Source organism: Brenneria sp. L3-3C-1 (assembly GCF_016456245.1).
Taxonomy (GTDB): Bacteria; Pseudomonadota; Gammaproteobacteria; order Enterobacterales; family Enterobacteriaceae; genus Brenneria.
The window spans coordinates 64707-90268 of record NZ_JAEMHF010000009.1 but is presented as its reverse complement, the minus strand read 5'-3'; the positions used below and the strand labels follow the sequence as shown (position 1 = coordinate 90268).

21 protein-coding genes are annotated in these 25562 nt (G+C 53.5%); 10 read left to right on the top strand and 11 right to left on the bottom strand.

Features of this window, described 5'->3' with window-relative positions; translation table 11 throughout:
* The first annotated feature begins 166 nt into the window (after positions 1 to 166).
* On the top strand, positions 167 to 2059 hold the full coding sequence (locus JG725_RS16155) for a methyl-accepting chemotaxis protein (protein ID WP_172291035.1): 1893 nt from the start codon (positions 167 to 169) through the stop codon (positions 2057 to 2059).
* Between the two features lie 136 nt (positions 2060 to 2195).
* Here the strand turns inward: JG725_RS16155 and JG725_RS16150 are convergent, their stop codons facing one another.
* The 9 genes from JG725_RS16150 to JG725_RS16110 all read right to left on the bottom strand — a co-directional run bounded on the left by JG725_RS16150 (position 2196) and on the right by JG725_RS16110 (position 13475).
* Positions 2196 to 2558 (bottom strand): YibL family ribosome-associated protein, encoded by a 363-nt coding sequence (locus JG725_RS16150; protein WP_172291034.1) that lies wholly within the window; start codon positions 2556 to 2558, stop codon positions 2196 to 2198.
* A 96-nt stretch (positions 2559 to 2654) separates the two neighbouring features.
* Positions 2655 to 3185: an MltR family transcriptional regulator gene (locus JG725_RS16145; protein WP_172291033.1), complete on the bottom strand. Its 531-nt coding sequence runs from the start codon at positions 3183 to 3185 to the stop codon at positions 2655 to 2657.
* 174 nt (positions 3186 to 3359) lie between these two features.
* The gene (locus JG725_RS16140) at positions 3360 to 4508 is read right to left on the bottom strand and encodes a mannitol-1-phosphate 5-dehydrogenase (protein WP_172291032.1); all 1149 of its coding nucleotides are present in this window, start codon (positions 4506 to 4508) and stop codon (positions 3360 to 3362) included.
* 65 nt (positions 4509 to 4573) lie between these two features.
* Positions 4574 to 6493: a PTS mannitol transporter subunit IICBA gene (locus tag JG725_RS16135; protein WP_199378804.1), complete on the bottom strand. Its 1920-nt coding sequence runs from the start codon at positions 6491 to 6493 to the stop codon at positions 4574 to 4576.
* Between the two features lie 381 nt (positions 6494 to 6874).
* Positions 6875 to 7591, bottom strand: coding sequence for a DUF3053 domain-containing protein (locus tag JG725_RS16130; RefSeq protein ID WP_233356451.1), 717 nt, complete (start codon positions 7589 to 7591; stop codon positions 6875 to 6877).
* 195 nt (positions 7592 to 7786) lie between these two features.
* Positions 7787 to 8932: an iron-containing alcohol dehydrogenase gene (locus tag JG725_RS16125; RefSeq protein WP_199378803.1), complete on the bottom strand. Its 1146-nt coding sequence runs from the start codon at positions 8930 to 8932 to the stop codon at positions 7787 to 7789.
* A gap of 574 nt (positions 8933 to 9506) precedes the next feature.
* A complete protein-coding gene (gene glyS, locus JG725_RS16120; RefSeq protein WP_199378801.1) occupies positions 9507 to 11576 on the bottom strand; it encodes a glycine--tRNA ligase subunit beta in 2070 nt (689 codons plus the stop codon).
* 9 nt (positions 11577 to 11585) lie between these two features.
* Positions 11586 to 12515: a glycine--tRNA ligase subunit alpha gene (glyQ, locus tag JG725_RS16115; RefSeq protein ID WP_172291028.1), complete on the bottom strand. Its 930-nt coding sequence runs from the start codon at positions 12513 to 12515 to the stop codon at positions 11586 to 11588.
* 153 nt (positions 12516 to 12668) lie between these two features.
* A complete protein-coding gene (locus JG725_RS16110; protein WP_172291027.1) occupies positions 12669 to 13475 on the bottom strand; it encodes a sulfite exporter TauE/SafE family protein in 807 nt (268 codons plus the stop codon).
* Positions 13476 to 13691: 216 nt separating this feature from the next.
* Here JG725_RS16110 and JG725_RS16105 point away from each other — a divergent pair, with 216 nt between their 5' ends.
* The 3 genes from JG725_RS16105 (at position 13692) to ghrB (ending at position 16650) form a co-directional block, all read left to right on the top strand.
* Complete coding sequence (locus JG725_RS16105; RefSeq protein ID WP_199378799.1) at positions 13692 to 14255, top strand: DNA-3-methyladenine glycosylase I; 564 nt, start codon at positions 13692 to 13694, stop codon at positions 14253 to 14255.
* A 283-nt stretch (positions 14256 to 14538) separates the two neighbouring features.
* Positions 14539 to 15573, top strand: a complete 1035-nt coding sequence (locus tag JG725_RS16100) for an ADP-ribosylglycohydrolase family protein (RefSeq protein ID WP_172291025.1) — start codon at positions 14539 to 14541, stop codon at positions 15571 to 15573.
* Positions 15574 to 15687: 114 nt separating this feature from the next.
* Positions 15688 to 16650 (top strand): glyoxylate/hydroxypyruvate reductase GhrB, encoded by a 963-nt coding sequence (gene ghrB / locus JG725_RS16095; protein WP_172291024.1) that lies wholly within the window; start codon positions 15688 to 15690, stop codon positions 16648 to 16650.
* Positions 16651 to 16713: 63 nt separating this feature from the next.
* Here the strand turns inward: ghrB and JG725_RS16090 are convergent, their stop codons facing one another.
* Positions 16714 to 17922, bottom strand: coding sequence for an aldose 1-epimerase family protein (locus tag JG725_RS16090; protein WP_172291023.1), 1209 nt, complete (start codon positions 17920 to 17922; stop codon positions 16714 to 16716).
* A 393-nt stretch (positions 17923 to 18315) separates the two neighbouring features.
* Here JG725_RS16090 and JG725_RS16085 point away from each other — a divergent pair, with 393 nt between their 5' ends.
* The gene (locus tag JG725_RS16085) at positions 18316 to 19572 is read left to right on the top strand and encodes a valine--pyruvate transaminase (RefSeq protein ID WP_199378797.1); all 1257 of its coding nucleotides are present in this window, start codon (positions 18316 to 18318) and stop codon (positions 19570 to 19572) included.
* Positions 19573 to 19610: 38 nt separating this feature from the next.
* Here JG725_RS16085 and JG725_RS16080 read toward each other — a convergent pair whose 3' ends face one another.
* Positions 19611 to 20543 (bottom strand): LysR family transcriptional regulator ArgP, encoded by a 933-nt coding sequence (locus JG725_RS16080; protein ID WP_172291021.1) that lies wholly within the window; start codon positions 20541 to 20543, stop codon positions 19611 to 19613.
* Positions 20544 to 20758: 215 nt separating this feature from the next.
* On the opposite strand from JG725_RS16080, the gene argG reads away from it, so the two are divergent.
* Genes argG through JG725_RS16055 form a run of 5 tightly spaced genes read left to right on the top strand, consistent with a single transcriptional unit; the run spans position 20759 to position 25438 of the window.
* Positions 20759 to 21994, top strand: coding sequence for an argininosuccinate synthase (argG, locus tag JG725_RS16075; protein WP_172291020.1), 1236 nt, complete (start codon positions 20759 to 20761; stop codon positions 21992 to 21994).
* Positions 21995 to 22003: 9 nt separating this feature from the next.
* Entirely contained in the window at positions 22004 to 22600 is a 597-nt protein-coding gene (locus JG725_RS16070) for a formyltransferase family protein (RefSeq protein WP_172291019.1), read from the top strand.
* Positions 22600 to 24081, top strand: a complete 1482-nt coding sequence (gene argH, locus JG725_RS16065) for an argininosuccinate lyase (protein WP_199378795.1) — start codon at positions 22600 to 22602, stop codon at positions 24079 to 24081. Before JG725_RS16070 ends, argH begins: the two co-directional genes overlap by 1 nt.
* On the top strand, positions 24056 to 24787 hold the full coding sequence (locus JG725_RS16060; RefSeq protein WP_199378793.1) for a B3/4 domain-containing protein: 732 nt from the start codon (positions 24056 to 24058) through the stop codon (positions 24785 to 24787). The genes argH and JG725_RS16060 overlap by 26 nt, the downstream gene beginning before the upstream one ends.
* On the top strand, positions 24788 to 25438 hold the full coding sequence (locus JG725_RS16055; protein ID WP_172291016.1) for a LysE/ArgO family amino acid transporter: 651 nt from the start codon (positions 24788 to 24790) through the stop codon (positions 25436 to 25438).
* Positions 25439 to 25562: the final 124 nt, after the last annotated feature.

Genomic DNA, 25562 nt, shown 5'->3' with positions numbered 1-25562 from the left:
CCCCTCTCCTGCCGATGATCCCTATGTGACTCTATCGTATTATTTTTAACCGATATGTTGTGCCTCACACGACAATCTCATGGCGCGATCTTTCATAATCAACGCGATGGATGACAAAACCGCGCCTGAGCCAGTATTCAGTTCATAAGATAGTGGAAGAAACAACATGGCTATAAAATTTGAAGATATTAACGTCGGTAAAAAATTAGGATTAGGTTTCTTCTTTATTTTATTGATGACGGTCATCATCGCTGGCGCGGGCGTCATGCACATTGAAGAATTAAAAAAAAGCATTGATAAAGTCAATTTAAGCAACAATATCAATAATGAAATTAATCAGGCCAAATATTACCGGGTGCGCTATAGCGCAACCTACTCGCCGGACGATATAAAACAAAATATCGTACACATTGAGAATATTAATCAGTACGTATCTCAGGCTAAAGGCTGGAACTGGCCTGAGCAGGCCAGAACGCAATTTTCCCACATCGAAAACGTGATTGCCGAATATCGGCAAAGACAGCAAAGCTATATTGACGCCATCCAAAAGAAAGATGACGTCAGGAAAAGCTGGAATATTTCCGAAACAGGCGCACCGCTAAAACAACTGGACGAACAATTAAAAGCCGACGGGGATAACATCCGGCTTCAGTTGCTGCTTTCCGATCTGAACCAGAAGCTGACGGCCGTTCGCTACCATGTACGCGGTATGCTGTTATCCCGGGATAAGGAATCGGAAGAAGAACTTGCCGGCGCCATTGACGATGCGCAAAGCGCGCTGACTACGCTGTACCAGAACCTGCCCGCCGAACAACAGGCGATACTCGCGCCCGTTCTGAGCACCATGAATACCTATGAAGAGCGCGCCATGGCTTATATGCCCGCCTATCAGGAAGAGCTGACTCAGGCTAAACAAATGGCCGCCAGTGCGGACGATCTCAACGCCACCATCCAGTCCCTGCTTAACAATCAGCTACAGCTTGCTCAGCAGGATATTCGTTCCTCCGAGATACAGATGGGCGTAACCATGCTGATTACGCTGGTTCTCGGGTTGCTGATTTCCTGGTTTATCTCACGCCAAATCACCAACCCGCTGAATACGACGCTGGATATGGCCGAGCGCATCGCAACCGGCGATCTGACCATGACCGTCAACACCGACCGCCGCGATGAACTGGGGCAGCTCATCAGGGCGATGGCGAAAATGAATGCTAATCTGCATAACATGATCGATGAGATCCGCATCGGCGTCAGCCAGATTTTCACCGCGTCAGGGGAGATCGTCGCCGGCAACACCGACCTGTCCTCACGTACCGAGCAGCAAGCCGCCGCCGTTGAGCAGACCGCCGCCAGCATGGAGCAGTTAACCGCAACGGTGAAACAAAACGCGGACAATGCCCACCACGCCAACACGCTGGTGATCAGCGCGTCGCAAACGGCGAAGCAAGGCGGGGAGCAGGTGAACAATGTGGTGAAAACCATGAACGATATTGAACACAGCTCCAGGCGTATTGCGGAAATCACCTCGGTGATTAACGGCATTGCTTTCCAGACCAATATTCTGGCGCTGAACGCGGCGGTTGAAGCCGCCCGCGCCGGCGAACAAGGCCGCGGTTTCGCCGTGGTGGCCGGCGAAGTCCGCAATCTGGCGCAGCGCAGCTCACAGGCGGCCAAAGAGATTGAGGGGCTGATCGCCGAGACGGTCAGTCAGATCGGCAGCGGCGCCGTTCTGGTCAGCAATGCAGGTAAAACCATCAATGACGTCGTCGTCTCCGTGACTCAGGTACACGACATTATGGGCGAAATAGCAACGGCCTCAGATGAACAGAGCCGGGGAATTACCCAGGTCAATCAGGCTATTGTGGAAATGGACAGCACCACCCAGCAGAACGCGGCACTGGTTGAACAATCCTCGGCGGCGGCGGATTCGCTCGAAGAGCAGGCCGCGTTGCTCAAACAGGCCGTTTCCGTCTTCCGTCTGGCAAACTCACAAGATGACGCAACGCCAGCCGGCATCGCCTTTTCCCAATCATCGCCCCAGCTAGGCCATAAAAAGTGATCGCGGTAAGCAATATGGACGTTGCCGACAAACCCACTCCGCCATAGTCATCCGCGAATACCACCGGCGGCTTGGTGTTGCTGAGATGCCCGCTTTCGCGGGCATGACGGAGGAGAAGGGCAGGAAACAGCGCGGCTTAAAAGGGTTTAGGGGCGTAACCCGTCATCTCTTTTAGCCCCATTTCACGGCCCAGCGCCGTCATGGGGTGTACCACCACCAGGCCGCGCACGCTTTTCTTCAACGCGCCCATATTGGCCTGCTCTTTTTTGGTGATGGCGCGGCTAAACGGCAAGCGGGCCAGCTTCTGCGCTTCCTGGCTGAGTTTCTGTTCTTTTACGCTGCGCAGACGTTCAATTTCCGCCGCCAGTTTCCCGCAGGCTTCCAGATTAAGCGCAATCGCCTCCGCATCCCCCTGTGCCAGCAGGGTGTCTTGCTTCCGGTTCAACTTATCCAGCTGATCGCTGAGGCGTTTAATTTCTGCTTTTTCCTGCTCTTTCATAACCTATAAACCTATCTAACCGGAGAATCGTGCGGGGCACAAGCATACACCAAACCGCCTGTCGGTGCAGTGGGCGAAGGGAAGAAGAAATAGGGATTAAAAAGCCTTTTTCAAACTAATCCGGGAAATCAGTTCGGTGAGTGACAGCAGCAGCGTCGAGCGCACCATCTGCTGATAACGCTGCTGTTGCATACCAATCAGTAATTGGTCGGCGGGGTCGCCGCCAGCGGGCAATGGCGGCGCTGGCGGCAGAGCGCTGACGCAGTGCAATTCGCCAATCGGACCGAGAATTTCATCATCGGTAAAACGGTAGTCATGGGCGTCGTGCGTGAGCTCTTCACCCAGCGCCATCAGCAGTTCTGCATCCTCATACTCTTTACGACTGATCATCCCTAATCCGTAAATCAATTTGAGACGCACAGACAGATCGCCCAGCGGACCGGTTCCCGTCATCAGCGGCTCCACCGCATATTTAACCGCATAGTCATCCTTGCGAAACACCTGCAACATCAGAATACTGGCCGCCTCAGCCAGCAGCTCGACGGCTTGCAGCATAAAACCGCGCACCGTCGTTGCTGAATTCAGCGATTCAAGAACCCGATTTTCAAACGCCTGTGTTTCTTCCATCGTCACTTCTCGTACCTTTAACCCACATGCAGATTTGCCTTACCCGATAATAGGGTTTTACCAGCGAGTGCGGCGATGTCGGTATGTAACATCACCTGTTCTATATCTCAACGGTTCCGAACGCACCCAGGTAATCAGGCAAAGGCAAACCCGCCTTGTGCCGAGACGCGCCGATTACTGCATGGCGTTATACACACTCACTGCTTGCGCGACAACCTTGCTGTCGGCATCCAACCCGGAAATCTGCGCCAATGCCGCCTGTGGCCCCAGTTTTTGCAGCAGCGCGGCCAGTTCCTGCGCCTGCGGATCCTGCTCGCTACGGTAGTGCATCGCTGCCGCAATACCGATAATCAGGTTATCGTACGGCAGGTTATATTCCAGCGTACCCAGCAGCGGCTTGATCAGCCGGTCGCCAGCGCTCAGCTTGCGCAGCGGCTGGCGGCCCACACGTTCGACATCGTCGTGCAGATAGGGATTTTCAAAGCGGCTGAGAATTTTATTGATGTAGGCGGCGTGTTTATTGGCATCGAAACCGTAGCGTTTAATCAGCACGGCGCCGCTCTCTTCCATCGCCCCTCTGACCACGGCGCGAACCTCTGGATCAAGGATGGCATCACGGATGGTCTGGTGTCTGGACTGCTGGCCCAGATAAGCGGTAATGGCGTGACCGGTGTTGAGCGTAAACAACTTACGCTCGACAAACGCCATCAGATTATCGGTCAGTTCCATACCGGGGATCGCCGGCGGCTCGCCGTTGAACTGCGTCTGGTCGACGATCCATTCGCTGAACGTTTCTACCGTTACCGCCAGCACATCGCTGCTGCCGGCTTCGGAAGGCGGCACAATACGGTCAACCGCGGAATCGACGAATCCCACATGCTCAACCACCCACTCCAGCTTATCTTCCGGCAGCAGTTTGAGTACATGCTGCTTAAGCTGGCTGGTGCCGCGCACCATATTTTCACAGGCAATGATGTTTAACGGCTGCAAATTACCGTTATCGTGACGCTTCAGCAGCCCCTGGGCGATGGTTCCGGCAATCTTTTCCAGGATTTGCGGCCCGACGGCCGTCGTGACCAGATCGACGTCGGCAATCAGCGCAACAGCCTCCGGGCCGCCGCTGTGAACCGCGCTAACGTTACTGACGGTTTCAAGCCGCGTTTGCTCTCCCACAATACGCACCTGATAGCTTTTGCGGCTGTTCAACGCATCCAGCAGCGGCTGGCTGACGTCGGCAAACGTCAGTTCGATGTTGGCATCGGCCAACAGTTTACCAATGAATCCCCGGCCGATATTTCCGGCGCCAAAATGTAATGCTTTCATTATGCTTTAACCTTTTAAAACGAAAATATAAAAAGAGGCCGCCCGCAGGCGGCACAGCCGTGAACTTAGGCGCTCTTTTTACCCGACAGCAGATCGAGCACCTCCTGCACGTCCCGGGTATGCGTCAGACGTTCAATCACCGTGGCATCGTCCAGCGCATTGGTCAGGCTGGTAATCACCTGAATGTGTTCGTTATTACGGGCGGCGATACCGATAACCAAACGCGCGACGTCATCGTCATTCTCACCGAAGCGCACGCCGTCGGGATACTGGCAGAAAACCACGCCGGTTTTCAGTACCTGATCTTTCGCTTCAATCGTTCCGTGCGGCACCGCGATGGACTCGCCCAGATAGGTTGAAGTCAGTTTTTCACGCTCCAGCATGGCATCGACGTATTCCGGCTTAACGAAGCCGCCTTTAACCAGTTGCTCGCCGGCAAAACGGATGGCCTGCTCTTTATCCGTCGCATGCTGATCGAGGAAAATATTCTCAGCGCCGAGTTGGAACAGATTTGGCGCGTCGCTGACGGCAGCCGGTTGAGCGGCCGTCGCGGGCGTCTGGGCAGCGCCGCCCTCGCCCTGCGCGGCGACGAGACGCGCCACCACATCGCCGTACAGCTGGCTGTCGAGGAAATTGGTCAGCGAGATATGCTGCGCCTGCGGCGCATGGCGCAGCGCGCGCTCGGTCAGATCACGGTGGGTAATGACCAGATCGACATCGTCCGGCAGGTTGTTGATGGCGCTGTTGGTCACGGAAATATTTTTCAGCCCGGCATCCTGTACTTTCTTGCGCAGCACGCCGGCCCCCATCGCGCTGGAACCCATACCCGCATCGCAGGCCACGATGATTTTACGCACGGTGCTCATATCGCCGCTGACGCCGGTATTGGCGCGATCCACGCCCTTAGAGGCCGATTTCATATCCTGCATGCGGCGAGTGGCATCACCAAGATCTTCCTCGCCTTTGTTCTTCGTGCTTTTCAGCAGAATGGCGGAAACAACGAAAGACACCGCAAAAGCCGCCGCAATCGCCGCCACGTTGGCGAAATAGGCGCCTTTCGGCGTCATCGCCAATACCGCCAGAATAGAGCCGGGAGACGCCGGAGAAATCAGGCCGCCGCTCAGCAGGGTCAGGGTAAACACGCCGGTCATACCGCCCAGGATCACCGCGATGATCAGACGCGGATTCATCAGCACATAAGGGAAGTAAATTTCGTGGATCCCGCCGAGGAAATGGATGATCGCCGCGCCCGGCGCAGACTCTTTCGCATTGCCGCGGCCAAAGAACATATAGGCCATCAGCACGCCCATACCGGGGCCTGGGTTGGCTTCAATCAGGAAGAAAATGGATTTCCCGGTTTCCGTCGCCTGCTGAATACCCAACGGCGAGAAGATGCCGTGGTTAATCGCATTGTTCAGGAACAGAATTTTTGCCGGTTCAACGAAAATCGAGGTCAGCGGCAACAGGTTATTCTGCACCATAATGTTGACGCCGGCGGCCAGCACCTGGGAAAAGACTTCGACCAGCGGGCCAATCGCCAAAAACGCCAGGATCGCCAGCAACATGCCGATAATACCGGCAGAGAAGTTGTTGACCAGCATTTCAAAACCGCTTTTGATTTTGCCGTCAACCATACCGTCGAAACGTTTAATGGCCCAGCCGCCCAACGGGCCGACAATCATCGCCCCCATGAACATGGGGATGTCCGTACCCGCGATAACCCCCATGGTGGTGATGGCGCCGACCACGCCGCCGCGTTCGCCGAACACCAGGCGACCGCCGGTATAACCGATCAGCAACGGCAGCAGATAGGTGATCATCGGGCCGACAAGTTTCGCCAACGTCTCGTTGGGGATCCAACCCGTAGGAATAAACAGTGCGGTAATAATACCCCAGGCGATAAATGCGCCGATATTGGGCATCACCATGTTGCTTAGAAAGCGACCAAAGTTCTGAACTTTGATCTTGATGTCTGGTGAAAGCATAAAACACACCCCTATTGAGACGCGCTGCCAATAAGAGCGCGTGATAATTATCGTGAGACGCTATGCGAACGAGTCGTCCTATGAACGTCCCCGTCAGTATTACTGTATGCAGCGAGGACTCTAGCACGCTGTTTTCATACCGCAACTCAGTGGCATAAACGTGACAAAAATCACACATTCACCCTACATCACTGCCACAAATAAGTGATCCATTTCACAAAAAACGCTTAAAAAGCCAAAATCCGGCGCTATCGGCGCATCATTACAGGCTTTTTATGTGACGTTAATCACATTTTTTAACCAAGCTTTTGTTTCACTTATGTGATGACAATCACAATTTATTTTCATCCCGCCCAACATCTTCTCGTCAGGCCGCCTCTCCTACGGTGTCGCGGTGACGCCCAACGCCTTTAGCGCATTCAACAGATTCTGCTGTTGCGCAGGCAATTCCGACACCATGCCGTTGTACTGCGCCACCTGCTGTGGCGTAGGGAACTGAACCGAGGCGCCGTTGAACACCACCTGATCGCCCTGCGCCTGAAGGTAATCCCCCACCTGAATCAGACTTTGAGCGAACGCGATGGCGCTTGGAATGACCGGCAGTAATACATTTGTCGGCTGCGTCACAACCCGCGCGTACAACCGCTCATAGGCGACCTGTAGCTCCTCCGGCTGTTTGAGCGCCCGGTGAGCGTTGTCGGCCTGTGCTTTGGCGGCCTGAACCTGCTGGCCTAACAAATTCAGCGCGCCAATGGATTGCCGCAGGTTATCGCGTTGAGACAGATAATCCTGAGGTACGCGAATGTGGGAAACTTGCTCCAGCATCGGCGTCAGGCTCCCCGCCACCGCTTGATTCACCTGCTGGGAAAATGTGGTCAAAATCGCGTAATCATTGACAAAAGGCCCGAATGTCTTCTTTTGTTCCTCCGTCAACGCAGGCAGTTTTCCATCCTGTTGCTGTTGAACATTTTGCAGAAAATCAGTAAACGCTTTGCGCTGGTCGGCTTCGGAATCACCGCAGGCAACCAACTGTAATCCCATAAAAAACATCAGTATTGGCAGTAACCAGCGTGAGCGATATCCCATCAATATTTTCATTCCATACCCCTGTTTTACATGCTTCTCGGTCAGTCAGTGATTTTCACGTATACAATACGTCGACGGCGTGTTTCAGATTACAGTAAGCATAGTCGAATCAGCCTGATGCAACGGGCAAAATAGCGCGGTGACAAAAGATAACGTCCGGGATCGGCAAGCCGGTCCCGGACGTTAAAATTTTACCGTTGAAAAGGATTAATGCCCGTAATACGCCACGGTGTACAGCTCTTTCATGTCTTCCACTTTTGGGTTGCCGGGGTTGGTCAGCGTACAGGGATCGGCCAGCGCGTTGTGACTCATGCGATCGAGTACCTTCACGAATTTCTCTTCAGCGAAATCCACTTCATCGCACGTATTCAGCGTATCGGGAATATTCAACCGATGGTTCAGATCCCGGATGGCGCTCGCCAGATTGATAATGCCGAAGCGCTTTTCAATCAGCTGATATTTATTGGTCCAGTGGCGGTTATACTGGATCACGTAAGGCAGCAAAATCGCATTAGCCAACCCATGCGTCACGCCGAACTCACCGCCGAGCTTATGCGCCAGCGAATGGATAATCCCCAGCGATGCATTGGTAAAAGCAATTCCCGCCAGCGCAGAGGCATTGTGCATGTGATAACGCGCCTGCATGTTGTCCGGCGAAAGGTAAGCCGTTTCCAGATTCTCAAACACCAGCCGAATGGCCTCCAGCGCGTAGGGGTCGGTGAATGAGGTCGCGGCGGTGGACACATACGCTTCCAGCGCGTGGGTCAACACATCCATCCCCGAATAGGCGGTAATGTGTGGCGGACAGGTGGCCGGAATGGCCGGATCGAGGATGGCGATATCCGGCACCATATCCGCCGCAACGATAGGATATTTAATATGGCTTGCGGTATCGGTGATCACCGAAAAGGCGGTAATTTCCGAGGCGGAACCGCTGGTGGAAGGAATGGCGACGAACTTTGCCTTGTTGCGCAGCGACGGCATCGCGCCAACGGGCAGAATGTCCTCCAGCGTAAGATGCGGGTGCTCGTAGAAGCACCACATGACTTTCGCCGCATCAATCGCAGACCCGCCGCCAATCGCCACAATCCAGTCCGGCTCGAATTCAAGCATCGCTTTCGCGCCGCGCTGTACCGTCTCCACCGAGGGATTAGGTTCGACATTATCAATCAGCAGGCAATCCATTCCCGCCTGCCTGAGCAGTTGCTCGGTTTTTGCCAGAAAGCCATGCCTTTTCATGGAATTGCCGCCGGTCACGATAGCCGCTCGGCGACCCCGCAGGGTTGCCAGCCGATCCATCGCATTTTCACCATAGGTGATATCCCGTGGAATAGAAAAATTAAGCGCACTCATAATAATCTCCTGCAATTAATAATAAACTATAGAAATAGTGTTACAGCAGACTGAGAGCAACGACGTTATCGGCAGTTCAGAATACCCCGGTATATTATTTGTTGTTTCTACCCGATTCCGACCAATAACAAGACCATCCATTCTGCCTTGAAATTAATAAAAAACACGGTGTTATTTATTTCAACGATACTTCATCGCGTAATGATTGCGATCAGAAATTTTTCCCAGTATAGGCGCGACACTGGGTAAGAATTGTGATCTTTATTCTATTTCACAAAAAATGAAATAATATGAAAACCACAATAAAATCGAGGAAAAACTTAACGTTAACAATATAATAGAGAGGAATAAAAACAATTATTATTATGTTGTAAAAATGAAATATTAATTAATATTCTACGTTAATAGAATGATATTTAATTTACATCAGTAATGAATACGCCATTATTGCGGGGAAGAAAATAGACTATCCAGATACCAAATAAAATATTCCCAAGGTGGTCAAAACGTTATTAACCAGCCCCGGGTTAAACATGATGCTCCCCCTCAGCATGAAGAGGGAGCACAAAGCACGCTACTGCAACAGCGAAATATCGGCGACTTGCAGGAACAGTTCACGCAGCTTGTTGAGCAGCGTCAGACGATTGATACGCACCGGTTCATCATCCGTCATCACCATTACCTGCTCGAAGAACGCATCGACCGGTTCGCGCAGCGAAGCCAGTTCCGCCAACGCTTCCTGATAACGACCTGCGGCAAACAGCGGCTCCAGCTTGTCAGACAGCACCACGACATGCGTCGCCAGCGTGATTTCCGCCGCGTCTTTCAATACCGACGCATCAACATTCGCTTTTAGCGTATCGCTGGATTTCGCCAGGATGTTGGATACGCGCTTGTTTGCCGCGGCCAGCGCGGCGGCGGCCTCCAGCGTACGGAAATGAGTGACCGCTTTCACCCGGGCATCGAAATCGGCCGGACGCGTCGGGCGACGCGCCAGCACGGCCTGAATGGTATCCACGCTGTGGCCTTCTTCCTGATACCAGGCGCGGAAACGACCGAGCATAAACTCAATCACCTCATCCACCGCCTTGGCGTTGGTCAGCTTGTCGCCGTACAGGCGCACCGCCTCTTCCGTCAGGGTCTGCAAATCGAGCGGCAAACGCTTCTCGACGATAATACGCAGCACGCCCAGCGCCGCACGACGCAGCGCAAACGGGTCTTTATCCCCTTTCGGATGCTGACCGATGCCAAAAATCCCGGCCAGCGTATCCATTTTGTCGGCAATCGCCAACGCACAGGCAACCGGGGAAGACGGCAGATCGTCGCCGGCAAAACGCGGCTGATACTGTTCGTTCAGCGCGACGGCCACATCTTCCGCCTCGCCATCGTGGCGCGCATAGTGCATTCCCATCACGCCCTGCGTGTCGGTGAATTCAAACACCATGTTGGTCATCAGGTCGCACTTGGACAGCAGACCGGCGCGGGTCGCGTGGTTCACGTCCGCGCCGATCTGAGCGGCAACCCAGCCCGCCAGCGCCTGAATGCGATCGGTTTTGTCACGCAGCGAACCCAGCTGTTGCTGGAACAGCACGGTTTCCAGACGCGGCAGATGATCTTCCAGCCGTTTTTTACGGTCGGTGTTGAAAAAGAATTCGGCGTCAGCCAGACGCGGACGCACCACTTTTTCATTACCGGAAATAATCTGCTGCGGATCTTTGGATTCGATGTTGGCGACAAAAATAAAGTTCGGCAGCAGCTTGCCGTCGTTGTCGTACACCGGGAAGTATTTCTGGTCGCCCTTCATGGTGTAAACCAGCGCTTCGGACGGCACCGCGAGGAATTTCTCTTCAAACTTCGCCGTCAGCACCACCGGCCATTCCACCAGCGAAGCGACCTCTTCCAACAGGCTGTCGCTCAGATCGGCGTTGCCGCCAATTTTACGCGCCGCGTCTTCGGCATCGGCTTTGATTTTGGCTTTACGTTGGTCGTAATCCGCCATGACCTTACCGCGATCCAGCAGGATTTTAGGGTACTGATCGGCATTATCGATGGTGAATTCCGCTTCACCCATAAAACGGTGGCCACGCAGGGTGCGGGCGGCGTCGATACCCAGCACGGTCGCCGGGATCAGTTCATCGTCCAGCAGCAGCGTCACGGTATGCACCGGACGCACAAACTGGGTGTCTTTATCGCCCCAGCGCATCAATTTCGGGATCGGCAGTTTAGCCAGCGCCGCGCTCACCATCCCCGCCAGCAGCGCCTGAGCCTGCTCGCCTTTAACCTGCGCGCGGTATAACAACCACTCGCCTTTGTCGGTCGTCAGGCGCTCCGCCTGATCGACGGTGATGCCGCAGCCGCGCGCCCAGCCTTCGGCCGCTTTGGTCGGCTTGCCGTCGGCGCCGAATGCCTGGGCGATCGCCGGGCCGCGTTTTTCTATTTCACGATCCGGCTGCGCGGCGCTCAAGCGGGCGACTTTCAGCGCCAGACGACGCGGCGCGGCGAACCAGCTTACTTCGCCGTGCGCCAGACCGGCGGCATCCAGCTCGGCGGTAAAGTTTGCGGCAAAAGATTCCGCCAGATTGCGGAGAGCCTTCGGCGGCAGCTCTTCCGTGCCGATTTCCACCAGAAAAGTCTTGTCAGTCATGGCTGCCTCTTAGCTCTCTTTCTTATTGCACATGTTCTTGTTACACATAGGGAAGCCCAACGCCTCGCGGGAGGCATAATAGGCTTCCGCTACCGCTTTGGTCAGCGTACGAATGCGCAGGATATAGCGCTGACGCTCGGTAACAGAAATCGCTTTGCGCGCATCCAGCAGGTTAAAACTGTGCGCCGCTTTCAAAATGCGTTCGTAAGCCGGTAAGGGCAGCGGTTTTTCCAGCGCCAGCAGGTGCTGCGCTTCTTTTTCATACTGCTCAAAGCAGCTGAACAGGAAATCGACATCGGCGTGTTCGAAGTTATAGGTCGATTGCTCGACTTCATTCTGATGGAACACATCGCCGTAGGTGGTTTTACCCAACGGGCCGTCGCTCCAGACCAGATCGTAAACGCTGTCCACGCCCTGGATGTACATCGCCAGACGTTCCAGGCCGTAGGTAATCTCACCGGTAACCGGTTTGCACTCCAGCCCGCCGACCTGCTGGAAGTAGGTGAACTGGGTGACTTCCATACCGTTCAGCCACACTTCCCAACCCAAGCCCCAGGCGCCCAGCGTCGGGTTTTCCCAGTTGTCTTCCACGAAACGGATATCGTGGATAGTCGGATCCATACCCAGCTCTTGCAATGAACCGAGGTAAAGTTCCTGAATGTTATCGGGTGAGGGTTTAATCACCACCTGAAACTGGTAGTAGTGTTGCAGGCGGTTAGGATTTTCGCCGTAGCGGCCGTCGGTCGGGCGGCGGGACGGCTGCACATAGGCGGTCGCCATCGGCTCCGGGCCGAGCGCCCGCAGACAGGTCATCGGATGTGAGGTGCCGGCGCCGACTTCCATGTCCAACGGTTGAACAATGGTGCAGCCCTGACGCGCCCAATAATCCTGTAACGTCAGGATCAGGCCCTGAAAGGTCTTGGTATCAAACTTTTGCATGTTGGATTCGCAGCGATACAAGTGGATTTACAATGAATGCGCCAGTATACCCTCTGAGTGCAAGATATACAGCCAGAATGCGGCAACAAGTGCATATCGGCGGCGATTTTTCATGCGGGCGGCGTCTGCCCGCATCCCTTCGCCGGCAGAGAATTAGCCGGTAAACACCGTTTGCAGCATCTTCAGACTGAGCAACAGCAGCAGCGCGGCAAACGCCTTCTTCAATGTCGCCACCGGCAGACGGTGCGCCAGACGCGCTCCGACCGGCGCGGTGAAGTAGCTCACCACGGAGATTAACAACACCGCCGGGAGCGAAACATAACCCAGGGTATAGTCCGGCAAACCGCTCGCCGACCAGCCGTTGATCATGTATCCCAGCGCCCCGGCCAGCGCGATAGGCAACCCGACCGCCGCCGATGTGCCGATCGCCTGCTGAATACGCACATTACACCAGGTGAGAAACGGCACCGTCAGCGATCCGCCGCCAATCGCCACCAGGGCGGAAATACCGCCAATCACCAGTCCCGCCAGCGAAATGCCCGCCGTGCCGGGTAATTGACGCTGCGGTTTGGGCTTGATATTCAGCACCATTTGCAGCGCGACATAAGCCATAAAACAGGAAAAGAAGATCGCCAGCGTCCGCGTCGGCAGCAGCGTCGCCAGCCAGGTGGCGGCAAACGTGCCAATCAGTATCGCCGGGGTAATCCGCCATACGACCGGCCATAAAACCGCCTGATGCTGATGGTGCGTGCGCAGGCTGGAGATCGCCGTAATCACAATCGCCGCCATTGACGTTCCCAGCGCCACATGCACCAAATGCTCATTCTGCACGCCCTGTGCGGCAAACAATGCGGTCAGAATCGGCACCATAATGCCGCCGCCGCCGATCCCCAATAGCCCCGCCATAAAACCCACTACCGCGCCTAACGCCAGATAGGCCAGAATCCACTCAACCGCCATTCCCGTTCCCCAATCAGTCACTCGTTATCGTTTTTTATTCAGACAGCTTAATGGTCAGCATCATGATATCTGTGAGCCATGACACAAAAAGCTGGTTGCATATACAGTGCTTGAAATGCAATGATCGCATTATATTGTCAGCGGCATTGCTATCAATACCAACAACCGTATCGAATAACAACCTGCCGACAGACCATTTCATGACAGGAAAATAAAATGAATCGTTGTGGCTGGGTGACCCAGGATGCGCTCTATCAGGCGTATCACGATAATGAATGGGGAAAACCCTGTACGGATAGTCAAAAACTGTTTGAGCTGCTTTGCCTTGAAGGCCAGCAGGCCGGGCTGTCATGGATTACCGTACTGAAAAAACGTGAAAACTATCGCCGTTGCTTCCGTCAGTTTGATCCCGGGCAGATTGCGCAAATGACCCAGGAGGATGTGGATAAACTGATGCAGGACAGCGGCATCATCCGCCATCGTGGAAAAATAACCGCCATTATCACCAACGCCCGCGCCTGGCTGGAGATGGAAAATCAGGGCGAAAGTTTTTCCCGTTTCATCTGGTCATTCGTCGACCATCAGCCGCAGCTTAACCGTCCGGCGTCGCTTGCCGATGTGCCGGCTAAAACGGCTATTTCGGACGCCATGTCAAAGGCGTTGAAAAAGCGCGGCTTCAAGTTTATCGGCTCGACCATCTGTTACGCCTTTATGCAGGCCGGCGGGTTGGTGAACGACCATACCATCGACTGTTTCCGTCGTCAGGAAACGGAAACGTGATCCGCGCGCATCAGCCGCAGGATCCGGCCCCGCGGCTGTCGCCAGATTAAATAAACCCTCACATTCCGCCCAACTAATCTACTGTAAAGGTACTATCTTAATTCTATCTGGTGTTACGCTGTGCAGTAACGTTTTCCTGCTTTCTTGTTTAATCACGGCGTGAACATTGATCAGAGGAAATTCATTGCCGAAATCAATCATTAACCACGAAAAAGCCAGTCGGACGGCCTCTCTTAATAACCATCATGGACAGGGGATTATCCAAGTTCGTTAAGGATGTACCATGCCATCAAATAAGCAGAACCGTATTAATGGCGCGTTATATGGTCAGATGTTGGGCGATGCGATGGGAATGCCGTCGGAATTGTGGCCGCGTACACGGATTAAAAACCATTTTGGCTGGATTGATCGTTTCCTGCCCGGCCCGGCGAATAATAGCGCCGCCCGTTATTTTCAGGCCGCGCAATATACCGACGACACGGCAATGGCTATCGCGCTGGCGGATGCCCTTATCGAATGTGAAGGCCGCATCGACCCAACGGCGATAGGCGAGCATCTTCTGAAGTGGGCGTTGTCGTTCGGCGCATTTGAGAAAAATATCCTCGGCCCCGCATCAAAAGCGGCGTTAACCGCGCTACGGCAGGGAGTCGACATTCACGAGTTGGAAAACAACGGCATCACTAATGGCGCGGCGATGCGAATTTCCCCGTTAGGTTGCCTGCTGCCTCCCCGTTCACTGAATGATTTCATCAATAACGTCGCGCTCGCTTCCAGCGTAACGCATAAATCCGATATTGCCGTCGCCGGCGCCGTGGCGATCGCCTGGGCCATATCCAGAGCGATTGAAGGTACGTCCACCTGGAACGGGATCTGCAATGAACTGCCGGCTGTCGCCCAGGCGGCGCAGAACAGAAGGATTACCACCTACAGCGCATCCCTGGCCTGCCGTATCGAACTAGCTTTAGAGACCGTCAAACGCGCCGGCGGCGCAGAACGCGCGATGACGCAGATTTATAATCTGATTGGCGCCGGTACGGACATGATTGAATCGGTGCCGGCGACGATTGCCATGGTTGAACTGGCGCAAACCGACCCCAACCGCTGCGCCATTCTGTGCGCCAACCTGGGAGGCGATACCGCTGCCATCGGGGCAATGGCGACGGCAATCTGCGGGGCGCTGAATGGCGTAACCAGTATCGCGCCTCACTTTAAACAACAGCTGGATGAGGTAAACAGGCTCGATATTGACTACTACGGACGCGAACTTCTGCGATTGCGCATTCTGTGGGAACAGGTCTCCCGGCGATTGCCGGCGTGATCCTGCAATACTTTTCCTGCTAATCTTTTTCATCATGCATACTGTGTGATGTGGCTTGGCGATGATTCCAACAGCTATTTCTGCGTTAACCTCTCTCAATTGCCGGAGTTTGCGATGAAACCTAGCGTTATTCTGTATAAAAAGATCCCTGACGATTTGCGTGCCCGTTTAGATCAACACTTCACCGTCACTGAATTTGACGACTTGCCGCCCGAGAACCATCCGGCGCTGGCGCAGGCCGAAGGCCTCCTCGGCGCCGGCGGCAACGTAGATAAAGCATTTCTGCAACACACGCCGCGCCTGCGCGCCGCTTCCACCATTTCCGTCGGTTATGACACCTTTGATGTGGATGCCCTCAACGAAAAAGGCGTTATTCTCATGCACACCCCAACGGTGTTAACTGAAACCGTGGCGGATACCGTGCTGGCGCTGATGCTGACCAGCGCCCGCCGGGTTGTTGAAGTGGCCGAACGGGTAAAAGCGGGTGAGTGGCAGAGCGGCATCGGCAGCGACTGGTTCGGTACGGACGTCCATCATAAAACCATCGGCATTCTCGGTATGGGCCGCATCGGGCTGGCGGTGGCGCAACGCGCTCACTTTGGATTCAGCATGCCGGTGCTGTACAACGCGCGCCGCCGCCATACGGAAGCCGAAGAGCGCTTTGACGCGCGCTATTGCGAGCTGGATACGCTGCTGGCTGAAGCGGATTTTCTGTGTATCACCCTTCCGCTGACCGCCGAAACGCACCATCTTATCGGTCGTGAACAATTGGCAAAAATGAAGCCCAGCGCCATCCTGATTAATATTGGTCGCGGAGCGGTGGTGGACGAAGACGCGCTGATCGACGCCCTCGCCAACGGCGCCATCCACGCGGCCGGCCTGGATGTTTTCGTTAAAGAACCTCTGCCTGTTGACTCTCCGCTGCTAAGCCTGCCAAACGTGGTGGCGCTGCCCCACATCGGTTCGGCAACGCATGAAACCCGTTATGCCATGGCAGCCTGCGCCGTGGATAACCTGATCGCCGCACTGAGCGGCCGGGTAAAAGAAAACTGCGTTAACCCGCAGGTGCTGAAATAGGTTCAGCCCACCGCGAACAAGGCGGCTGACGCCGCCTTGTTCAAGAAGCCGCTATCGTAGCGATCACTCAACCGCGATCGGTTTCTCCGTCAGCGTGGTTTTATTTTCGCCCTGAATCGCTTTCACCCGTTGCTCCGTTTTCTGTACCGCATCCGCGCTGCTCAGCAAACTGTATGTCAGTTCAAAGACGGTGCTCTGACCCGGTTGCAGTTGTTTTACCCGCCCCTGTTCGCGCTCAATGGTAACCGGATACGCATAACTGGTGCCGGGTTCAATACCGGTAACGTAGCCCTGTTTTTCCGTATCGGTGTTTTTCCATAACGTCAGCAACGGCAGTTGATGAGTATCAAATTCAATCGATACCCCTTTATCACCGGCGCGATTGACCAACGCCGCCAACGTTTTCCCCTGTTGATCCGCATACGGCGTCAGGTTGAAGACCATTTCGTCAAAGTCTTTGGTGGGGCCTTGATAGGTTTGCCACTCTTTCAGACCGGCTTTGGCATAGTCGTTAAACGGTGAAATATCCTTTACCGGCGCAATAAAACGCGCGCCCTGTTCCAGGATCGGCGTACCGAAGTTGCTGTGATAAATAATCTGATAATCACGGGCATAATCGGCTTTATTGGTCAGCACATCATGAACGGTAAAGGATTCGCTGCCGGGGATGTAACGCAGTTCCGTCCAGGTTTCCAGATTCGATTTCTTGAAGCTGTTCTCTTTCAGCAGACCGCGGACGGTGATCTGATAAGGCGCTTTCTCGCTGACGTCGACCACCACTTTCGAGGCTGGCGTGTTCCCGGCGCGCCCATGCAGGGTATACAGCATTCCGTCGCTGACCACCGGGTGCCCGGTCCACTCAAAACCACAGCGCACCATCATTTCATTGAAACCTTCCAGCCACCCCACCCCATTACGGCTTTCCAGGTTGATCGTATTCGGATTCACCACCTCATTAACCGGAGAATCCCACCCTAAACGGATGTTTTTGCCCGTGACGTGCAGCAAATCCATGCCGCGGGTTGGACTAAGCACAATTTTCAGCCCATTCTGACTGTTGATAGTGATGATTTTACTGCCTTCCTGACGCCCGCCGCGCAGCACGCTTTGCTCAATGCTGAAGTGCTGATCCTTAATCTTCATCGCGTCGCTGCTAATCTGCCAATTCCCTTTCTCCACGCTGCCTTCAGCATCCGTCAGCACAAATGTCTGAGCCGATAATTGCCATGAAGCCAGCGCTAATGAAATTCCCATTACCAGTAATTTTTTCATTTCATTTTTCCTTTTTGCTGAATTGATTTAGCCCAATACGCTGCCAAGACTACAAATCAGCTGAATTTCAGAATGTGATACTTATCACCAGTTCAATAAATAGCGTTTTACCAGTGAATTTCTTCTATGGAGATCACAATAACGTTAGAAACATTAATGCTTATTACAAAATAATAGCGTACAGATCGGTTAAAGCTGATATCGATTCAGCTTTAATCAAAAAACAACCCGTCGCTTGATGGTAATACGCTTTAGGTTATCAGTACTTTATGCTGAAAAATAAAGCCAGATCAGAACAATACAACAACCGTTTGATTTTCCGCCGCATTGCACCACGGTAACGCAAGCGTTATGGTTGCCGTCCACCCATGTATTACCGTTGATTAACAAACTATGAACTTTTCTCTTTTCGGCAACAAATTCACCCGTCATGCAGGCATCACCCAGTTAATGGATGATTTGAACGAGGGACTCCGTACGCCAGGGGCAATCATGTTGGGGGGCGGTAATCCGGCGCATATTCCGGCGATGGATAGCTATTTTCAACAGCTCTGTCAGGACATGCTGGAACAGGGGAAATTAACCGACGCCTTATGTAATTACGATGGCCCGCAGGGTAAAGACATTCTGCTCGGTTCACTCGCCGATCTGCTGCGCGATAAATTAGGTTGGCAGATTGGACCACAGAATATTGCACTGACAAATGGCAGTCAGAGTGCATTTTTCTACTTATTCAATCTGTTTGCCGGCCGACATGCCGACGGCAGCCTACGCAAGGTGCTATTCCCGCTGGCGCCGGAATACATCGGTTACACGGATGCCGGACTGGATGAAAACATGTTTACCTCGGTTCGTCCGCAGATTGAACTGCTGCCGGAGGGACAGTTTAAATACCATGTCGACTTCGATCATCTGTCGATTACCGACGATATCGGGCTGATCTGCGTTTCCCGACCGACCAACCCGACCGGCAATGTGCTGACCGATGACGAGCTGATGCGTCTGGATATTCTGGCCCAACAGCACGATATTCCGTTACTGATTGACAATGCCTACGGCGTCCCTTTCCCCGGTATTATTTTCAGTGAGGCCACGCCGCTGTGGAACCCGAACATTATTCTGTGCATGAGCCTGTCCAAGCTGGGGCTGCCCGGCTCACGCTGCGGCATCGTTATCGCGGACGAAAAGGTCATTTCCGCCATTGGCAATATGAACGGCATCATCAGCCTGTCGCCGGGAGCGATTGGTCCGGCGATGGCGCATGAAATGATCCAGCGCGGCGATTTGCTGCGGTTGTCCAATGAGGTCGTACGCCCGTTTTATCAACAGCGTGTGGCGGAAACCATCGCCACGATCCGTCGCTATCTGTCGCCGGAACAGTGTCTTATCCATAAGCCGGAGGGGGCGATTTTTCTGTGGTTATGGTTTAAGGATTTGCCCATCACCACCGAGGTGCTGTACCAGCGATTAAAGAAACGGGGGGTGCTGATGGTGCCCGGCCATTACTTCTTCCCGGGACAAGAGCAAACATGGCCGCATGCGCACCAGTGTCTACGCATGAACTACGTGCCGGACCCGGAGAGCATTGAGCGCGGCATCGCCATTCTGGCGGAGGAAGTCGTAAAAGCCTTGCAGGAGAACGGGCAGTAACGCTGCGCAATGTCGATCCCCGCTGAAAACCGATGGGTTTATATCCCGACCGCTGACGATAGGCCCTCATCAGGCAAAGGGGATCTTGCCAGATAACGGCAGGCTTCAGCCGTCAGGCAACGCGTGAGCCAATCGATGCACGGCGATTGCACTTTCCAGTGATGCCAATAGAGGTCAATATCGCTATAAGCGCCCGGCGAAATATCCACCAGCGCGCCGGTCGCCAGATTGTCGGCATACTGCAATTCCGAAATCATACCGTAGCCGAACCCCTGTTGCACCGCGATATAAAATGCTGCGGCAGACGGCACGCAGTGATATCGACACGCTTCCTGATTAACGGAAAACACCCGATTCAGGAAATCCGACTGTAGCTTGTCCTTATTGCCGACAATCATCAGCGGCGCCTTCTGTAGCGCCTCGCGGGTAACGCCGTGCGCGAACCAGCGTTGATAAAAATCGGGGTTGCACAGAAAACGATAGCGGATCGCGCCAAGCGGCACCACGTCGCAACCGCGCATCGGCTTGGCGATAGAAGAGATAGCCGCAATCACATTGCCCTCCGCCAGCGATTTCAGCGTATAGTCCTGATCGTCCACGATGATATCCAATAAAATACTTTTCTTTTGAACAACCGGCTGAACGGCGGGTAAAAACCATGTGTCCAACGAATCCTGATTAATGGCGATGCGTATTTTGACCTTGGTGTTTTCTTTACCCAAAAATTCGGATTCAAATTCCTGATAAAGAAATTTCTGCCTGCGCAAATATTGAACCAGCTTCCTCCCTCCTTCAGTAGAAGCGCAAGGCTTGCCTCGAATGACCAAAGGTTTGCCGATAGCGCTTTCCAACGCTTTGATACGTTGCGATATCGCCGAGGTGGTCAGGTTTAGCCTCTTCGCCGCAAGTTCAAAGCTCCCGGTTTCAATCACCGCCATTAAGGCTTCCATTTTGCGAATATCAATGTTCACAAGCGCCCTTCAGCTTAAGAAAAATTAAACATACCGTAATGTTTCTTAACAGACTTGCTAGTGTAAAACAAGTTAATTAATCTCTCTCACGGCGTCAGTTTAAAGGAAAAGGTAATTAGACAAATAACTGAATAATAAAACTTTATTTTTTATTGCTCACAGGGAAAAGCACGTTCAGATAATGAACCGACACAATACGGAGATTAGGTAGAAACATGAATATAGGTGAACTTAAGGGTAAAACAGTGGCCTTTGCCGCTTCTGGTGGATTGGATAGCTGTACGATCACGCATTGGCTTGCCAACCAGGGGGTAAACGTCGTGTGCCTGACGGCGGATTTGGGGCAACCGGATGAAGATGATTTCGGCCAAATCGGAGAAAGGATGCTCGCTTCCGGCGCTAAAGAGTTCATCGCCGTTGATCTCAGACAAAAAATGGCGGAAATGGGACTGGAAGTCATTCAAACCGGCGCGAAATACGAAGGAAATTACTGGAATCTCACCGGCGCCGGGCGGCAGGTCATTATCAAGGGACTTTTGCCGAAGCTTAAAGAGCGCAACATTACGATATTCAGCCACGGCGCTACAGGCCGCGGCAACGATCAGGTCAGATTCCAGGTTATCGCCTCCCTGCTTGACCCAACCATGCAGTTTTATGCCGCCTGGCGTGACGCCGCCTTTCTCGATGCCTTTAAAGGACGGCGGGAAATGATCGACTACTGCCAACAGCATGCGATCCCTATCAAGGCCACGGCGGACAAACCCTATTCCACGGACGCCAACCTACTCGGTTTGACCCATGAGGGCGGCGCGCTGGAAAGTCTTGCCAACCGTATGGACTTCGTGGATCCAGGCTTGGGCTGCTGGCCGATCAACGCCGCCGCGCAGCCAGAGGAACTCCGTCTGACCTTTCTGGAGGGCAGGCCGGTGAAATTAAACGGTCAAACCCTCGCCTTAGTGGATATATTCGAAACGCTTAACGCCATCGGCGGCAAACACGGTGTCGGCATTGCCGAAAATCTGGTGGAGAACCGCTTCGTCGGCGTGAAATCGCGCGGCGTGTATGAATCTCCCGCGATGACCATTCTCGCTTACGCCTATCAGCAGTTGCTACAGCAGATCCTTGATAAACGCGCCCTCAGTTTTTACCGCAACACCGCCGACTATCTCGGTACGCAACTCTATCAGGGCTATTGGATCGATCTCGGCTCCCGCATGGCGCGCCACGCAATTCAGCAAGTCACCGCCCTGGTCAGCGGCGAAGTGACCTTCTCCCTCTATAAAGGCAATCTGTCTTATCTATCTACCCATAACGTAAAACACAGCCTCTACAGCAAAGACGGCTCAATGGAAAACGAGGGCAGTTTCGACCATCGGGATTCCGAGGGTTTGCTGAATATCCTGACGCTGAATACCCGGATAAGCGCTCTGGCCGGACAGATTAAGGAATAGAGGTGCATCATGAACAAAAAGAAAAACGACGGCGTGCTTTTTATCGGTGATTGTTCTTTCTGGTCGGAAACCGCCTGCGAATTCGTTTCTTCGCTTTTCAACCGGGTCACGCCTGTATTTTGGGAAAACGGTATGAAAAAAAACCCGATGGTTTCTACCTGGCGGGGTGACTGGATTATCTCTTTCAAGTCAGACCTTGTTCTGCCGGAACCTATTCTGGATCATGCCGCTAAAGGCGCCATCAACTTCCACCCATCCTCGCCTAAATATCGCGGACTCGGCGGATATCACTACGCTGTCGACAATCATGACGCCCGCTTTGGCGCGACCTGCCATTACATGGACAAGCATATCGATCACGGGCAGATCATCCAGACATCGGAATTTCGGCTTTCCCCCACGGAAACCCCTGAAATGCTGCGCAGCCGAACCGCGGCGTATTGCCTGACGCTGCTCTATGACGTTTGTATAAAAATTTATCACGACGAACCCCTGCCCCGTTCCGCAATACGCTGGGGCGACCGGTTGTTTACTCACCGGGAACTCGAAAACTACCTTACGCAATCCCGGAAGCCGACGATGAACGTCAAAACAGGAGCAAAGTAATGAGCAAAAAACTTTGGGGCGGATGTTTCAGCAAAGATATCACCGGCGAAGTGCTGCAATACACTTATACCACGGTCATCGACGAGCGACTGCTGCCTTTCGATATCCTCGGCAGCATGGCGCATGTGGCGATGCTGAAGGAATGTCAGATTGTCTCTTCGGAAACCGCAGGGAAAATCCTCGGAGCGCTGGTGAGTTTATACGAACAGCACCAGCGCGGTGAACTGAAATTGAATCCCGAATATGAAGACGTTCACCTGAATATTGAACAACTGGTGATACAAAAAATAGGACTGGATCATGGCGGCCAGATGCACAGCGCCCGTTCGCGCAACGACCAGGTCGTCCTTGATACGAGAATGTATTTGCGCGCGGAGTTGTTGCAGATACAAAAAACATTATGCGCGTTTGTCGCATCGTTACTCGATCTGTCAGAAAAAAACGCGGACAAATCCGCGTTGGGGTATACCCATCTCCAGCCGGCGCAGCCTATCAGCCTGGGGTTCTGGTATAGTTGCTACGCCAGCATGTTCCTACGCGATCTGGAGCGGTTAAGCCAGGCGCTGAACGTCACGAATTTAAACCCGCTCGGCGCTTGTGCTTTATCCGGCACCTCATTCCCCATCGATCGCTATATGACGACCGCGATGCTCGGCTTTGATCGTCCTCTGTTGCATAGTCTTGACGCCACCAGCAGCCGTGATTTCGTGCTTCAGTCAGCCTCGGCATTCGCCTTGCTGATGGGCAACTATTCACGTCTGGCGGAGGAAATCGTCATTTGGAGCAGCCACGAATTCCGTTTACTCAGCGTCGACGACTCATTCGCTACCGGCAGTTCCATTATGCCGCAGAAAAAAAATCCGGTTGTCGCCGAACTGGTGAAAGGCAAAGTCGGCCGCGTCTATGGCACGCTGATGCAATTACTGACCATGGTAAAAGGGGTCACGCTCGGCTACAACTGCGATCTTCAAGAAGATAAGCCCATGATGTGGGGGGCGATCGATGCGATTAAGGACACCACCACCATCCTTCATCACCACATTGAAAACTGCGAATATAACTCAGCCAGAGCAGAGGAACTCTGTTGGCAAAACTTTTCCACCGTGACCGAACTGGCCAATTTTCTGGTCAGTCAAAAAGGCATCCCTTTCCGCGAAGCCCATCGAATCACCGGTATGTTGACCAAGGCGCTGATCAACGCGCAAACCGACCTACGCAACACGGAAATGGTCTGCCATTTCTTCGAAACGCAAGGCATCCGGGTCGATAAGCAAGAAATTATTGAATACGTCTCACCCGCGCATGTTATCAGGCGGCAGCGCAGCGACGGCTCAACCGGGCCGAACAAAGTGCGTCAGATGATCGACCACCTGCGTACCGAGCTTATTACGCATGAACAAGCCCTGGCGAAAACAGAGGAACAAATTAAACAGGCGGAACAGGAAACATTGAACCATGCCCGAAAATATGCCGACGTCTAAAACAACCCCATCGGCAGATCGGCGCAACGACATCCACCTTCCTACCGCGTTCGGTGCCATTGGCATCGACGCGGTGGTGGTCGCCGAACTGTATAACATTGACAATACGCAGCCGCTGCTCCCCGATATCGCACTAAGTTGCGAAGCCGCGGCGCGCAGCGTCTGCAACATGCCGGATGACGTTATCCGGGACAATACGATTCTTCAAGGCTACCGGGACATGATCCACAGGCGAGGGAGAAGCAATAAAAAATTCCCTCCCAGCGCGGAAGCCCTGATCGGCATCGTCAAACGAAAAGGGAAATTTCCCTCTATCAATACGCTTGTCGATATCTACAACCTTGCCGCACTGGAGCACTTTCTCTCTTTCGGCGTACATGACAGAGATTTGATCAAAGGTGATATCTGGTTTCGCTTCTCCGCCGGCGGGGAAGCGTTTATCCCGATCGGCGGCGGAAACAAGGCGACGGCGAAAGATGATTACGTATATGCCGATACCGAAAAGGTGCTGGCCTGGCTTGATTCAAGAGACAGCGATCTGGCAAAAGTTTCTCCGGCCACGAAAAGTGTTCTCATCGTGGTTCAGGGAAACGCGGCAACATCCATCGCGTACCGCACTCATGCGCTTAACGCATTGTGTCAGCGTATTGTGAGAAATTGCGGCGGCGAGTTCACCGTCTATACGATACCGGCCAAGGACAGTTAAGTGATAGACCTACTACATATTGCCAGGGCGTTTGCGCTCGGACTCAGTTTGATCGTCGCGATTGGCGCGCAAAATATCTACATCATTAAAACGGGTTTGCAAAATAAAAATGTTTTTCTTGCCGCGACGATAGCGGCAAGCTGTGACTGCGCACTCATTATTTTGGGAACCTTTTCCATGTCGGCGCTGATGACCATCGTGCCTGGCCTGATCATTATCGCAAAATGGATTGGCGTCTTGTTTTTGGTCTATTACGGTTTACTCTCTTTGATGAATGCTTTCTCCCGGCATCCCAAAGGTTGGGAAGCCGTGCTGTCCGATGTCAACAACTCAGAGAAAGCGCGCTATCTGAAACAACGCAGCGTGGTGATCCCGGCGCTGGCGTTTTCGCTTTTAAACCCGCACGTTTATCTCGACACCTTTTTTATTCTCGGCAATATCGGCTCCCGGCAACCTGATGATGCCAGGCTGAGCTTTATTATCGGCGCCAGCGCCGCCTCTTATATCTGGTTTTACGCGACTGGATACGCGGCCTACCGCGTTTCACGCTTTTTCGCCAATCCGCTTATGGTAAGAGGGCTTGATTTCGTTGTGGCCATCGCCATGTTCGCGATCGCCTATGGCTTGAGCCGCCTGGAAGCCCTGCCTTGATGCCGGCGTGTCGGCCCAATCAATCTGAAAACGATACCGTCTGGTTAAGACGGTATCAAATGACAAGCCCGTTCGGTCGGTAGCGATCGGCGATTTTGCCGACAAGCGCACGCCTCTCCGGCAA